This window comes from Caldicellulosiruptor changbaiensis (assembly GCF_003999255.1).
Classification (GTDB): Bacteria; Bacillota; Thermoanaerobacteria; order Caldicellulosiruptorales; family Caldicellulosiruptoraceae; genus Caldicellulosiruptor; species Caldicellulosiruptor changbaiensis.
In genome coordinates this window covers 2,299,315-2,313,271 of sequence record NZ_CP034791.1, presented here as the reverse complement: position 1 = coordinate 2,313,271, position 13,957 = coordinate 2,299,315, and the positions used below count along the sequence as shown (strand labels likewise).

At 33.8% G+C, this 13,957-nt stretch carries 14 protein-coding genes and 1 pseudogene; 7 read left to right on the top strand and 8 right to left on the bottom strand.

The annotated features are described in order from the left end of the window. The first annotated feature begins 15 nt into the window (after positions 1–15). The gene (locus ELD05_RS11240; RefSeq protein WP_127352494.1) at positions 16–777 is read left to right on the top strand and encodes an aminotransferase class IV; all 762 of its coding nucleotides are present in this window, start codon (positions 16–18) and stop codon (positions 775–777) included. A gap of 89 nt (positions 778–866) precedes the next feature. Here ELD05_RS11240 and ELD05_RS14550 read toward each other — a convergent pair whose 3' ends face one another. From ELD05_RS14550 to ELD05_RS15065, 8 genes and pseudogenes are all read right to left on the bottom strand, one after another. Then, positions 867–1,853 (bottom strand): FMN-binding protein, encoded by a 987-nt coding sequence (locus tag ELD05_RS14550; RefSeq protein ID WP_127352493.1) that lies wholly within the window; start codon positions 1,851–1,853, stop codon positions 867–869. A 204-nt stretch (positions 1,854–2,057) separates the two neighbouring features. Further along, the gene (locus ELD05_RS11230) at positions 2,058–3,209 is read right to left on the bottom strand and encodes an RNA-guided endonuclease TnpB family protein (protein WP_127352492.1); all 1,152 of its coding nucleotides are present in this window, start codon (positions 3,207–3,209) and stop codon (positions 2,058–2,060) included. Next, on the bottom strand, positions 3,203–3,610 hold the full coding sequence (gene tnpA, locus ELD05_RS11225; RefSeq protein WP_164742626.1) for an IS200/IS605 family transposase: 408 nt from the start codon (positions 3,608–3,610) through the stop codon (positions 3,203–3,205). The genes ELD05_RS11230 and tnpA overlap by 7 nt, the downstream gene beginning before the upstream one ends. 63 nt (positions 3,611–3,673) lie before the next feature. Further along, positions 3,674–4,252 (bottom strand): 4Fe-4S binding protein, encoded by a 579-nt coding sequence (locus tag ELD05_RS11220; protein ID WP_127352490.1) that lies wholly within the window; start codon positions 4,250–4,252, stop codon positions 3,674–3,676. Beyond that, positions 4,249–5,091, bottom strand: coding sequence for an FAD:protein FMN transferase (locus ELD05_RS11215; protein WP_241243482.1), 843 nt, complete (start codon positions 5,089–5,091; stop codon positions 4,249–4,251). The genes ELD05_RS11220 and ELD05_RS11215 overlap by 4 nt, the downstream gene beginning before the upstream one ends. Positions 5,092–5,366: 275 nt before the next feature. Continuing rightward, complete coding sequence (locus tag ELD05_RS11210) at positions 5,367–5,972, bottom strand: TetR/AcrR family transcriptional regulator (RefSeq protein WP_011916300.1); 606 nt, start codon at positions 5,970–5,972, stop codon at positions 5,367–5,369. Between the two features lie 909 nt (positions 5,973–6,881). Next, positions 6,882–7,649 (bottom strand): basic secretory protein-like protein, encoded by a 768-nt coding sequence (locus ELD05_RS11205; RefSeq protein WP_127352489.1) that lies wholly within the window; start codon positions 7,647–7,649, stop codon positions 6,882–6,884. A 406-nt stretch (positions 7,650–8,055) separates the two neighbouring features. Then, positions 8,056–9,301: pseudogene (locus ELD05_RS15065) on the bottom strand (IS110 family RNA-guided transposase). Between the two features lie 510 nt (positions 9,302–9,811). On the opposite strand from ELD05_RS15065, the gene ELD05_RS11195 reads away from it, so the two are divergent. The 6 genes from ELD05_RS11195 to ELD05_RS11170 all read left to right on the top strand — a co-directional run bounded on the left by ELD05_RS11195 (position 9,812) and on the right by ELD05_RS11170 (position 13,945). After that, positions 9,812–10,198 (top strand): BlaI/MecI/CopY family transcriptional regulator, encoded by a 387-nt coding sequence (locus ELD05_RS11195; protein ID WP_127352488.1) that lies wholly within the window; start codon positions 9,812–9,814, stop codon positions 10,196–10,198. 602 nt (positions 10,199–10,800) lie between these two features. Continuing rightward, entirely contained in the window at positions 10,801–10,974 is a 174-nt protein-coding gene (locus ELD05_RS11190) for an indolepyruvate ferredoxin oxidoreductase subunit alpha (RefSeq protein WP_011916303.1), read from the top strand. Positions 10,975–11,063: 89 nt separating this feature from the next. Continuing rightward, complete coding sequence (locus ELD05_RS11185; protein WP_127352487.1) at positions 11,064–11,621, top strand: FumA C-terminus/TtdB family hydratase beta subunit; 558 nt, start codon at positions 11,064–11,066, stop codon at positions 11,619–11,621. Next, on the top strand, positions 11,581–12,966 hold the full coding sequence (locus ELD05_RS11180; protein WP_456298346.1) for an aminotransferase class I/II-fold pyridoxal phosphate-dependent enzyme: 1,386 nt from the start codon (positions 11,581–11,583) through the stop codon (positions 12,964–12,966). Before ELD05_RS11185 ends, ELD05_RS11180 begins: the two co-directional genes overlap by 41 nt. Continuing rightward, positions 12,953–13,576 carry a dTMP kinase gene (tmk, locus tag ELD05_RS11175; protein WP_127352486.1) on the top strand — a complete coding sequence of 208 codons (624 nt, stop codon included), beginning with the start codon at positions 12,953–12,955 and terminating at the stop codon, positions 13,574–13,576. Before ELD05_RS11180 ends, tmk begins: the two co-directional genes overlap by 14 nt. A 39-nt stretch (positions 13,577–13,615) precedes the next feature. Next, positions 13,616–13,945 carry a cyclic-di-AMP receptor gene (locus ELD05_RS11170; protein WP_127352485.1) on the top strand — a complete coding sequence of 110 codons (330 nt, stop codon included), beginning with the start codon at positions 13,616–13,618 and terminating at the stop codon, positions 13,943–13,945. Positions 13,946–13,957: the final 12 nt, after the last annotated feature.

Here is a 13,957-nt window from a genome sequence, read left to right as displayed (position 1 = left end):
GGGGGAAGTTTAAATTTGCTTTTTTCAGATAGTTTTGATAGCTTTAAGTTTGGACTTTTGCCATTTGAAACAATATATTATCAAGAGGGCATACCTCACTTTTTATATGATCATTTTATGAGACTTAAAAGAGCTTTTTGGATTTTAAATCTGCCTTGCAAAATTAGGTATGAAGACTTTGAAAAAAAGGTGCTTGATTTTATCCTGTCATCTTCCAAAAGATTTGGTGCGATTAGGGTAACATATTACAAAAATACCTTGATGATTGAAGAAAAAGGGATAAGATATACAAATGAATTGTTTACCCAGGGCTTGAGTTTAATAGTTGCAAGGTCAAGAAAAGATTCAAAGAATATTTTGAACTATATCAAAACATATAACATGGGTATAAATTTTATAGAAGAAATTTGGGCAAAAAAGAAGGGATTTGACAGCTGCTTATTTTTAAACCAGCAAGGTTTTATCTGCGAAGCTGCGTTTGCAAATATATTCTTCAGAAAAGGTTTTACCCTATATACCCCTCACTTGTCATGCGGGCTTTTGCCCGGAATTATGAGAAAAAAGGTGTGTTTATTAGCAGAGAAGTTAAGTTATGAAGTAAAAAAAGAGTTTTTGAGTTTAGAAGCCATTTCAAAAATGGATGAGTGTTTTATAACAAGTAGTATTGCAGGAGTTTTCCCTGTAAAAAGGATTGATAAGTTTGAGTTTGCAAGCAGAGAATTTGCTGATACCATTTCAGAATATGAATATTTTAAAAGACCATGGCATGTAAAATAAAAACAAAAAGCTACCCTTTGAGTCTATAACCTATGCGGGTAGCTTTTAATTTATAATACAAAAAACATTTATGGCTAATTTTGCAAACTTTATGGATTTTCGATCTTTGCCTTCTTTAAAGCATCTTCAACTGCCATGATTATTCCATAAGATGTCCTTGTTGCACCAGAGACTATGTCAACATTTGTAGACTGATTTTGAATAATCTCCTGAGGAATAATTTCAAATGGCAGCTGGGCAAAGCTTGGTGTTTCATTATGAGATACAATTTCAATTTTTGTTATCTTGTCATCTTTAATTGTGACCTCAACAACAAGCCCGGGTCTGTAGCCAAACCCCTCGCCTGTGTAGGTACCATCTTTATATATTTTAGATATACTTTTGGGAGTTTCTGAAGTATTATTCGAAACCTCAGAATTTTGAGTGTTCAATTCAGTTGCATTTGATAAATTTGCTTGCACGTTTTCCTGCTGTGATTCATCTGAGCTGTTAGAAGATGACACAGAATAAGTGGAATTTTGTACAGAGCCTTGACTTTTCTCAAGATTTGTTTTTTGACTATTTTCTGCAGCTTGTTCAAAAGTTTTAGACTGTACATTGGCACTTTTTAGATTAGTTTCAGTACTGTTATAGCTTTCAGCAGCACTTTGGTTTTGCTGATATTTTGATGTCAGGGCATTTTCTTGAGCTTGGTCAGATGTTTGATTTTGAGAAGTATTTCCTTCTTGGCTGTTGTTTTGGGCAATTTCTGCTTGATAATCTTGTTGAGTTTCAACTTGTTTATTATCTGAAGAATTAATATTTTCATTTTCTTCATCAGTTTGATAATCTTCAACTGCAAAAGAGGATATTGCATTGTATTTTACTGTATCAATCGTTTTTGCACTGGGCAAAAAGCTCAGAGCAGAAAATACTGCAAAAAGCCCTGCAACTGTTAAGCTGCTCGTATATCTTGGGTTGACAGGCTGATTTGCAAAGTTCAACTGCATATTGTAACGCGGGCAGATTTCAACACACTTTATACAAGATATACACTCACCTTTGTACTTCTCTGCATTTTCAGTTTCAATTCCCATTGGGCAAGAAACTTCACATATTCTACATTGACCACAATTTTTCTCTTTCTTTTTAACAAATGCTAATCTTATCCTTGATATGATAGTGAACTACCATCCACCTGAAGAGGTGGAGGCTTCCTGCTTCATTGACCAGACTTGCTACTGGGCTGACCAGTAGTAGAGGTCCGATCTCCACAGGAGTGAATTCGGGTGGTTCCCACCCTACTGATTCCTTATATAAGCAATTCCATAGTTTCTCAAGTTTTTTGCCGCATTTTCGTCTCTATCATGGACTGCTTTGCATTTCGGACATATCCATATCCTATCCTTCAACTTTAGCTCTTTGTTGATATATCCACATTTACTACACATTTTCGAAGATGGAAATGTCCTGTCTGCCTCTATGATTCTCCTGCCATACCAATCTGCCTTGTATTTAAGATATCTCAAAAACTTTGACCATGAACTATCAAGAATGTGTTTCGATAATCTTGTTCTTGATAATCCCTTTACGTTCAAACTTTCGACCACCACGACTTGGTTCTCGTCTATGATGGTCTTAGATGTCTTGTGCAAAAAGTCTTCCCTTGAGTTCTTTACATATTCATATTCCTTTGCAAGTCTTTCTCTTGCTTTCTCCCAGTTTTTAGAACCTTTTTTCTTTCTTGACAACTGTCTGTGCAACCTTTTTAGTCCCTTTTCAGCTTTAATCAAATACTTTGGGTATTCAATTTTCGAAATCCCTGTATCATTTGCAATTGTAACAAAACTTATAAGCCCTGTATCTATCCCACAGATAAAATTCTCTCGTTTGGTTACCTCATTCTCAAAAATTCGATTTTCCTTCTTATTTCTTGGGTCCTGTACATCTACAAGTATGCTTACATAATACCTGCCTGCTTTTGTCTTAACAACTGTTGCTGATTTTATTTTTCCTTCAAACTCCCTGTGAAATACTGCTTTTATTCCACTTTTCACCTTCGGTAAATACAAAATCCCCTTCTCAAAATCTACCCTAATTGTTTCGTTTCCGCTCTTAGTTTGTTGGTTATTCGTTGTATATGACTGCTTGTCTTTTTTTCTCTTAAACTTTGGTATTCCAAAATGCTTTGGGTTTTTGAAGAAGTCTTTGAATGCCTTTTCCTGCTCAAGCTGAACATTTGCAAGTGCAAGACTATCCACTTCTCTCAAGAAAGGATATTCTTTTTTATACCTTGCTGGAGTTATTCTTGGAACTTTTTTACCTTGTTTCAAAGCTTCCAATTTTTCTTCTAACATCTTGTTCCATACAAATCTGCAGCAACCAAATATCTTTTCAAAGAATTCCTCCTGTGCTTTAGTTGGATATATTCGATACCTATATGCTTTCAACATTTTCTTTTCTCACCTTGACTTTCAATGTATTTTCTAATCACTTCAACCGGTGCACCACCACTTGTCAGCAAACAATAACTTCTTGACCAAAAATATTCCTTCCACAGTTTTTGCCTAATTTCAGGAAATTCCTTTTTTATAAGCCTTGAAGAAGCACTTTTATAAGCATTTATAAACTTGGAAAGTGATGTTGTAGGAGTTGCCTTGAACAAAACATGCACATGGTCTTTATCATGATTCCACTCAACCAGGGTTATGTTGTAATTAGGTTGAATATACTCAAAAATTTCTTTTAGTCTTCTTGAAATTCTTTCATCTATCACATCTCTTCTGTATTTTGTTACCAAAATCAAATGATAGTACAGTAGAAATACTGAATGTTTATTAGTATCTAACTTCATTGTCATCACCAGTTTTATTGTATACCGAAACCAAATATTTATCAACTGCAATTCATCTCCATCTTACAGAAGATGGAGACTTCTTGCAGAATCTTTGTTAAAAACTGCACCAAGTGGACAAAAATATCTGCAGTATGGTTTTAAAACAAATGGTGAAAAAAAGAGTATCAATAGCAAAAAGACAAAGTTTGCTAAATAGAGAGAAATATTAAAGTTCAAAGAAACGAGATTGTCAAAAGCATCCCATGGGTCTACAAGTTGTTTGTCTCCAAAAGTCCAGATAAAAACGATAAGATAAATAAGTACAATGTATTTTAAGCCTTTTAAAGCTTTGTCAACTTTTCTTGGCATCTCAAATTTAATTTTAAAGAGCTTTCTAAAAAGAAGGTTTGTCCATTCAGTAATTGTTCCAAAAGCGCATATCCAGCCGCAGAAAAATCTGCCAAAGAAAATGGTTACAATTACTGTTACAATTAAAAGAATGAAATTTGAATTCCAGTTAAAAGTTTCTTTACCTATAATAGCTAAATACAGACTTTTTATCTGAGACAGCAATATTGCAAAAGACATAGGGAAAAATAGCAAAGAAAAAAGCTGAACAAAAAATCTTATAACTTGCGTTGGTAAAATTTTTCTTTTCACAGTATTATCACCTCATTTATAGATATTACTCTGTATGAATTATCTGTACAGGTAAATCTTTCTTTTAGCTTGGGAGTTAGATAAATTTCTCTGGAGTTTGTAATTACAATCGCGTCAATAGTTTTAAAATCCTGGATAAAATTTATTGCTTTTTTAAGACCTATTGCATAAAGTGCAGTGGACATTGCGTCAGCAAATGTTGAGTTGTTATCAATAACTGTAACGCTTGCAATATAATCTTCAACTGGATAGCCTGTTTTTGGATTTATTATGTGCGAAAGCTTCTTGCCATGAATGTTATAATACCTTTCATAGCTTGCTGACGTAACTACAGAAATATCAAATATTTCAATAACTCCCACAATTTCACCCCTGTTTTTTGTGGGATGCTGTATGCCAACTTTCCATGGCAATTCTCTTTTTTTGCCAAGTGCAAGAATATGGCCGCCTAAGTCAACAATTGCAGAGTTTATGCTATGTTTCTTGAATATTTCCTTAATTTTGTCAGCAACAAATCCCTTTGCAATAGCACCTAAATCAAGCTTTGCACCATTTTTTAATTTTATTTTATTATTTGGCAAAAAACTTATATTTTCAAATCCAACAGAAAAAAGGACTTCTTCAATTTGGCTTTTTGAAGGCATTTGATTTTTGTTTTGGCAATCTTTCCAATAATCTACAAGGTTTTTTACTGTAATGTCAAAATACCCATCTGTTATTTTGCTGTATTCAGCTGCCTTTTCAACCAACTGATAAACTTCTGGGCTCAACTTTATTGAAAAATAGTTTCCAAATCTATTTAGTTTTGATATTTCGCTCTTTGGTTTGAATACTGACAATTTAGCTTCTGTTTGATAAATGAATTCGACTGCTTCATTTAATGCATTTTCAAAATTGTCTCCATAAAATATGAAATTAATTTATATCTGTACCAAGTGCAAAAAAGGATTTTATGGTTGGATGTTCGGCCTTGAAAGACACTGCTTGAGACATCTTCTTGTTTTTCTACTCCTTTTTTGATTGTTTTTGTGATATCAATTATAAGACAAAAAGAGAAAGGGTGTGTGAATAAATTGTGAAAAGTTTGTGAATAGAGATTAAGAAAATGTAAAAATCAATTTTCAAGAATTTTTCGAACTGTAGCCAAAAGAAGAGGTTTTACCTTTTCGATTGGAGCAGGCTCTTCCTTTACAATACTTGAGTATGTGATTGAGCTAACAAGCTCAAGAATCATAAAAACAACTATTTCAAGCTCATCTTCTGAATAGTTTGTTTTTATGTTTTTTAATAGCATCTCTTTAGCCAGCTTTATTTCAGAAAATTCCTCATTGTCGGTAATTTTTTTAAAAAATACCCACGAAAAATCTTTTTTCAAAAATCTAAATAGAAATCTGTTCTTACTTAAGTAATCGATTATGTACTCTAAAAAGAACAAAAATTTGTCAACAGGAGATGGAAAGTCTTTATCCTCAACTTCTGCCAACGCTTTCTTTACAATTTCAGCACTTTTTCTCAAAATGAGTTTTTCAAGAATATCTTCCTTGTCTTTGAAGTAAAGATAAAAAGTGCCTTTTGCCACTCCTGCCTTTTTGACGATTTCGTCTATTGCTGTATTTGTAATTCCTTTTTCAATAAACAAATTATACGCTGCTTCTAAAAGCCTATTTTCTTTTATCAATTTTTTTTGTTCTCTTTTTCTCACTTCTTTTTTGAGAAACATTGATTATCCCTTTCTTTAAAGATTTTTAACACTTGCCTAATCAAATTATAACCTAATTCTTTGAATATGTAAAATCTCAACTTCTACACGATAGTGTCAAAAGTGTGTAGGAAATTTTTAGGAGGTGCATTTGTGGAGCATGTGAAAATCAAAGCTCCACAAAATTTTTTCACTGTATTGTTTATGTTGATATTTACAAATTAGAAATTAAAAAGAATTCTTGATTAAGTTTACCTCTAAGATTTGATAGCAGTGATGGCTTTTCTAAAAGCAGCTTAAAAAATTTGGTTCTAAATTGCAATATTAAATGCAACACTTTTTTAAAATGAACTGGAAATTGTAATTTGATTAAGACGACGAACTGAGTATGATATTAGTTGACAATATATCCCAGCTTCCCTGCAGGGAAGTTGGAAGCTACCATTTTGTGTTATATATTCTTGTATAAAATTTCTCAATAGAATAAGACATAGTATAAAAGAAAAAATCAACAAAGACTTAAAATATCAGGAAAGGAAGTTATTTGATGAGAAATCGAAGGTAAGTATTAATGGCTGTTTTGCTTTGTACTATTATCTAAGTTTACTCTTCAGGATTTTCAGCAACTCTAAGTAGTACAAAAGCATATGACTAAAATTTAAAAACAAACGAGACTAATGAAAAGCAAACTTTAAAGACTATAGTCCGCCTCCCCGTTTCAGATAATGGAATTGGTTATACTTGATGCAATAAGAAGAGGAACACCAGAAGGGCCTGGTACATTTGATGTTTATGGAGATTTTGTAGATATTATTTGATAATATACATCAAAGAATCTTTAAATACAATAAAGATAATAGTAAAAAAGAATGGGATAATATCTTTGCCGAATGACTTTTGAGTTTATAACATGGGAATTGACGACAGCGGTTAATTATAGTAAGCATATAGATATTCAACCCATTCATTGTATATTTCTTTCGCTGTTTTATTAAACACTTTTTTACAGTCATTGGTTTTCATCAGTTGTAAAATTTTGCTCCATCCATATTTTCTGTCTAAATATTCAATATATTTATCAGCAAAAGTATATCCATTTATATTTGCAAACTTCACAGGGTTTTCTGTCTGAATGTCTTCATATGTAGGTATTTTTAGTCTTTGTAAATCCCCCCTTTTCAATTGTCCTCTGTTTGTAAGATACAGTGCAACGCCTTCTTTCAACCACTTCTTCATTCTTGGATTAATCAAATATTGATAAGCATGGACCATTTCATGAGGAAGTGTCTCTTTCACACTTTCATAAGTATGTACTTTCCCTGGATTAGCAGGGGAAGTCAGTATTACTGTAGAACCAACATTATCACCAATATACCAATCAAGATTTAGAAGAAGAGCGACAAGTCCATATTTTTTTGTTTGGAATGTAGATTGTTTATCATAAATAAAGACTTTTATTTTGTATTTTTGCTTAAGAGCTAATTTTTTACACAAATATTCTGCTTTCTTTTCAGCGTAATTAAAAGCATCTAAAGCTGCAGCTTCTTCTTTTTCATAATAGAGGTCTAACCAATTTCCTTTTATTAACTTCATATTTTTTGTTTTTAGTTTGAATGTAGGTACAAAATTAATAATAAGTGCTACTGCAATAATTAAAATTAAAATAATGCTTATCTTAATCACTTTCTCTTTTCTCATTGTTTCCTCCACAGAGACAAACTGGTTCTCTAAACAAGCGAAACTATTTTATCATTTAGATAAATTACGTGTCAATATTATTAGTCTTTCACAAATTCTTATCTAACATTTTTGTTTACAATCTAAGGAGAATGCTAAAAAAACAAGGCAACCTATTCACTTTCTTTCAAATTTTAGTTGACAATTTAAGATTAAAGGTGTAATGTAATAATTAAGGATTACAGAGATAAACTTAAGAATCAAATTTTCAAAAAAGACAAACGGTATAATGTCAAGGGGGTTTTTTAAAAAATTTTTTTAGATAATTAGGGCAAAAAAGACAATAAAATACCGAGCCGCTCAGCATGGAAAAATTTAACTGGCAGCTTGTTTGGGAAAGATTATTAAATTAAAAAATTGGGACTAACTAAGTATTGTAAACATCACCTCTTTCTTGATATATTTGACCTTTGCTGAGCATGGCAAAGATCAAAGGAATTAAGCGTCTTGCGGTTAGGACGAGGGCACGTTTATGCTGATGCTTGGTAACCTCTGAGAACTTCTTGTTGTAGAAGGCTTTGTAGCGTACTGTGTGCACCCTTACACAGTTAGCAGCTTCAACAAGATAGTATCTCAGGTATTGGTTACCACACTTAGCTAATGAGACATCTTGGGCATTGAAGTTGCCTGATTGGTACTGAGTCCAAACAAGGCCAGAATACTTTGCCAAAGCAGCTTCATTTTTGAAGCGCTTGATATCACCGATTTCAGCGATGATGCCGGCTGCAAGAACATCTCCTATGCCAGGGACGGTTGTTAATGTTTGAGAGAAAGCTTTAAGAAGTTTTGAGATTTCTTTGTCGAGTTTTTTAAGTTGTTCTTGCATAAATCTAATGTTTTCAAGGGTCATAGACAAAGCTAAGTCATTTGCCTCAGCCAACAGAGGATGTAATCTGTATGAACGCTTGAGCCTCGGTTTTAAGTATTTCAGCGATTTTATTGACATCTGAGAGTCTATTGTTGCCGTTATCGGATACGAATTTAATTAAGTCTTCTAAAGGCATAGAAGCGATATCATCAGGTGTAAAGTTTTCGATGATAGCACAAGAAGCTTTACCGAAGATATCTGAAAATGGACAGTCTTGAGAATAAGTAGAGAATTTAAGGTATATGAGATTGAGAGCTCTGTTTTTTTCGCGAGTTAGATTGTGAACAAGATGATAGCGCATTCTGGTAAGGCGTTGTAGTGCAGCATATTTAAAATCAGGCAAAGGTGTTGGGTTGAGTTTGCTGAACCTGACACATTCAGCGATGATAATTGCATCGATGCTATCTGTTTTAGGCAAGAAAGTGTAGATTTTTTTGAAGCCTTTGACTATGCTTGGGTTGAGAACATAAAAAGTTGGTTTATATGGCAGCAGTTCAGATGAAGAAGCAAGATACAAGTGCAGATGCCAAGCGTAATGTGAAGTTGCTTCCATGCCAAACTTAATACAGGATAGATTATACTGGCTGAGGCAGTCAATAACTCTTTTGATTAATTCGTTAGCGCCTTCTTGATCATTAGGCAAGGAAAAAGGTTTTTTAATCAAGTGATTACCGGCATCATCGATGAAGAAGATAGAATTTGACTGACTACTGATATCAATGCCCACGATTAAAGTATTTGGCAATTTGAAGACCTCCTTTTTGCAAGTAGTGGTAAGAAAAAGTGTTAAGCCCTTTATCCTTGGGGATTACATGTAATGCAGCCTCGCCGATATTAGAGCTACGGAGCAGTTTACAGGGTGCACACATCTGATATGCTCAAATCAGATGTGGTAACCTGACCGTGCACAGCAAACGAGTAAACATTACTCATGTAATCCTTTGGGGTTCAGTCTTTCGCAAGCTGTGGCGTGCAGATGTCAAAGCACGTCCAGCAGGAGGTGTTCAAAATATATCCAAATAAACTAAATCAGGCTTAAACTTTTTCTGATTTTAGTTTACCAAAGATAAAGGGCAAATTTAAACTGTAGCAGTCAATTTTAATATTCAATTTTTGAGAAATGAGTGTTTTAAGAAAGGTGCATTATCAAAATGAATTTCCAGTAATCAATTGGTACTGATAATTAAATGTACCAATTGAGATATGAAGTTTTAAGTGATTTGATAATCATATTATACGAGGAGGAGATGTAAAAATGAGAAAAGAGAAGAACATCCCGCAGATTTCAGAGGCAGAGTTTTTGGTGATGAAGGTTTTATGGGAAAAATCTCCCCTCACATCTCCAGAGATTATAGAGGTTTTGAGGCCAAAGACTAATTGGAATCCAAAGACTATACACACATTGATAGGAAGATTAATCAAAAAAGGTGCAATAGGGGCTGACAAAAACAGTTTTCCAAAGAAGTTGTATCCACTTGTAACAGAGGAGCAGTACAGGAAAGAGGAGACAAAGTACTTTTTACAAAAACTATACAACGGGTCACTAAAACGTCTTGTTGCGAACTTTGTAGAGGATGAGCAGATATCAAAAGAAGAGCTTGAGGAAATTAAAAAGCTTTTAGAGGGGAAGGAAGAGAAATAGAGGTATGATTAGATTTTTGTTTAGTAAAATTTTAGTTGTCGACGAGAAGGTAAGATTTAAAATAAAGCTAAAACTTATTACAAAAAATGTTTTGTTAGTACCTTTATCTATTAGTCTTTCTTTATTAACTTGTTTCTATTTTTGACAATATTTTTCTTCATTACATGTACTCACTTAATGCATTATTTTTAGCTTATTTTCTAATAGTTGGCAGATTTTTGACAGGAACCATTTGGGGATGGTAGCTAAAATAGGTTATATCATAGAAGATAAGCATTCAAAATAGTGGATGCAAAAACAGTTTGTTTAAATGAAAACAGATTGGTACATTAAAGTAGTTAAATAGTCAAGAATCAATGGAGTGAAAAAATGTCCGAAAAAAGTCTTTTTCAAAACAAAACCAAGACGTTCACAATAGTTATCTTAGTTCTTCTCATTATTATAACACTTCCTTTGAGGGGACAAAGGAGAAAATATAATGAAATGATAACTATAAAAATTACAAACTTGGGATATATTCAAAAAATCTATTTTAAAAATTCTAAAATCGTGGTATTATTATAGAAGTGAACTTTATTTTCAAAAAGGGAGGCAAAGATAAAATGGCATATTACATCACAGACGATTGTATTTCTTGCGGCGCATGCGAGAGCGAATGCCCAGTTCAGTGCATATCACCTGGCGAGGGCAAGTATGTAATTAATGAGGAAGAGTGTATTTCATGTGGCGCATGCGCAAATGTATGTCCAGTTGATGCTCCAAAGCCAAGAGAGTAATCTTTTTCAATGAGGAAGACCGGGTAGAAATTTTGCTTGCCCGGTCTTTAACTTATTTACATAACCTAAAAAGAAAGGTTGAGCAAAAGTTGAAGAGGCTTTACATACCAGTTACAAATGAAGAGGAAATAAAAAGCTTTAAGGTAGGGCAAGAGGTTTTGGTCAGTGGTAGGCTCTTTGTTGCAAGAGATGCTGCTCACAAAAGGCTCATTGATATGTTCAAAAGGGGAGAAGATATTCCCATTGACTTTAAAAACAGTGCTATTTACTACATGGGGCCATGTCCGGAAAAGCCGGGTGAGGTAATCGGGCCGTGTGGACCTACCACAGCAGGTAGGATGGATATTTTCACACCTATAATTTTAAAGCTTGGTGTCAAAGTCTTAATAGGAAAAGGTAAAAGAAGTCCGCAGGTAAAAGAAGCGATAAAAAGCTACGGTGCAATCTACCTTGCCACATTTGGTGGAGCTGCTATTTTAATTCAAAGCTGTGTAAAATCCCAAAAAATCTTGATGTTTGAAGACCTTGGAGCTGAGGCAATAAGAGAGATTGAGGTTGAGGATTTGCCATGTGTTGTTGCAGTAGATTCGCAAGGAGAAGATATATATGAGATTGGACCGAGAAAGTATGCAAGAAATCTTAAATAACTTGAAGGTTTTTAATAGCCTTAAAAATTACAATTTCCAGCGCCTTCATATGCCAGGGCACAAAGGCATGGAAGAGATTTTCCCCGATAGCATTAAAAATGCCTATCCATATTTTGATGTTACAGAAACAGTCTACACAGATGACCTTTTGAATCCTACAAGCTTTCTCAAAGAGTTTTTAGAAAACATAAATAGCTTTTTTGGCTCAAGGTACTCTTTTTTATCTCTTCAGGGTTCAACACACCTTCTACAATCTTGTATAGCAGCATTTTCAAAGCCTTTTGGGAGCATACTTATAAACAGGGATGCGCACAAGAGCATCTACAATATCGCAAGGATTTTGAGGCTTGATATAGAGTATATCTATCCAAAGTATGATTCGCTACTTGGAATTTATACATATATTGATGAAAAAGAACTTGAAGAGGCTTTGAAAAAAACAAAATCAGAGATTGTAATAATAACCTCACCCTCATATTATGGGATAAATCAGGATATAAAAGCTATTTCTACACTTACAAAGAAGTATAACAAAAAACTAATAGTAGACCAAGCGCATGGGGGATATTATAAATTTGTAGGGAAAGAAACAGCATTAGATGAAGGGGCAGATATCTGTATTATAAGCCTTCACAAAACCTTACCCTGCCCAAACCAGTCAGCTTTGCTTTTGTCAAATTTAGAAGACAATGGAAAACTAAATGAGATGCTTACTTTTCTTCATACAACAAGCTCATCATATGTCCTTGTGCTTTGGAGTGAGTATGGTATAGAGTTTTCCAAAAGATTTGGGGAAGCTCTCTATCATGAGCTTGAAAAAAAGCTGAGAGAACTTTTTTTGCCAATTTTAGAGTATACAAACTACCGATTTAAAAATATAGATATACTAAAGCTTCTTTTTGACTTTGGCAAATTAGGACATGATATTGAAGATATAAAAATGCTTCTTTCAAGATATTCCATTATACCAGAGGCAATTGACCAAAGAAGGATTTTGTTTTATTTTTCGATTATCGATAGCTTCTCTAATTTTGAAAATTTAAAAAACTTTTTTTATGATATAATAAAGAAAAAGGGGAAGATACAGAAAAAACCATTTCCTTTGCCTCCAAGACCAAAAAAGGTTTTGAAGATTTACGAGATAGATGATTATAAAAAGACAAAGGTAAAGATAAAAAACGCAGATGGGTTTATATGTGCAAAGGCAATCATTCCTTACCCACCGGGCTATCCTGTGATAGTTGAGGGTGAGGTTATAGATAAAGACATAATAGAATATCTCGAAGAAGTTTTGGGAAAGGATTTTATAGAAGAAAATGAGGTTGATGTAGTTGATGAAAGGTAAGTTTATTGTATTTGAAGGAAACGACGGTTCTGGTAAGAGCACTCAGATTTTGAAAGTGGAAAAATATCTCAAGGAAAAGGGCTACAAGGTTGTCACAACAAGAGAGCCGGGCGGAACAGAAGTAGGGTTTAGAATAAGAAAGCTTCTTTTGGACCCTGCGTACAAAATGGATGGGCTAACTGAGGCTTTGCTTCTTGCAGCTGACAGAAATGAGCATGTAAAAAATGTTTTGATTCCCGCGCTTGAAGATGGGTATGTTGTCATTTGTGATAGGTACATTTTAAGTAGCATTGTATATCAAGGCATCGTAAGAGGAGTTGGAGTTGAGAATATAATAAAACTTAACTCTATTTTTGAAGAGAAAATAAAACCTGATTTGTACATTATTTTAACCTTAAGTCCAGAGATTGCTCTGCAAAGACTCAAAATGGCTGGCAAGAACGACAAGCTTGACACAGAAAATTTTGATTTTCACAGAAAAGTTTACAATGGTTTTAAAGAGGTTTCAAAGAGGTTTGAAAAGTGTGTAAATATTGAAGCAGAGGGGACAGTTGAGGATGTATTTGAAAAGGTGCGTAAAGTGATAGATGATCTTTTGAAAAAGAGGTAAAAATAGCCTTCAAAATAGCTTGAGAGGAGAGAAAAGAAGATGAAGCTGGTTGTTGCGGTTGTTCAGAATGAGGATGTGGGACGGCTTTTGGATAGTCTTCAGAAAGAGGGGATTATGGCAACAAAACTTTCAACATCAGGCGGTTTTCTTCGCTCTGGCAATACCACTCTGCTAATAGGTATAGATGATGATAGGGTAAATGAAGTGATTGATATAATTTCCCAAAAATGCAAAACAAGAAAACAGATTGTTTCATCACCTGTTACAAACAATCCTTCAGCAGGTGTGTACATTCCATACCCTATAGAAATAACAATTGGTGGTGCGACAATATTTGTCCTCAACATTGAGAGGTTTGAAAAGGTTTAAAAATTGAGAAAA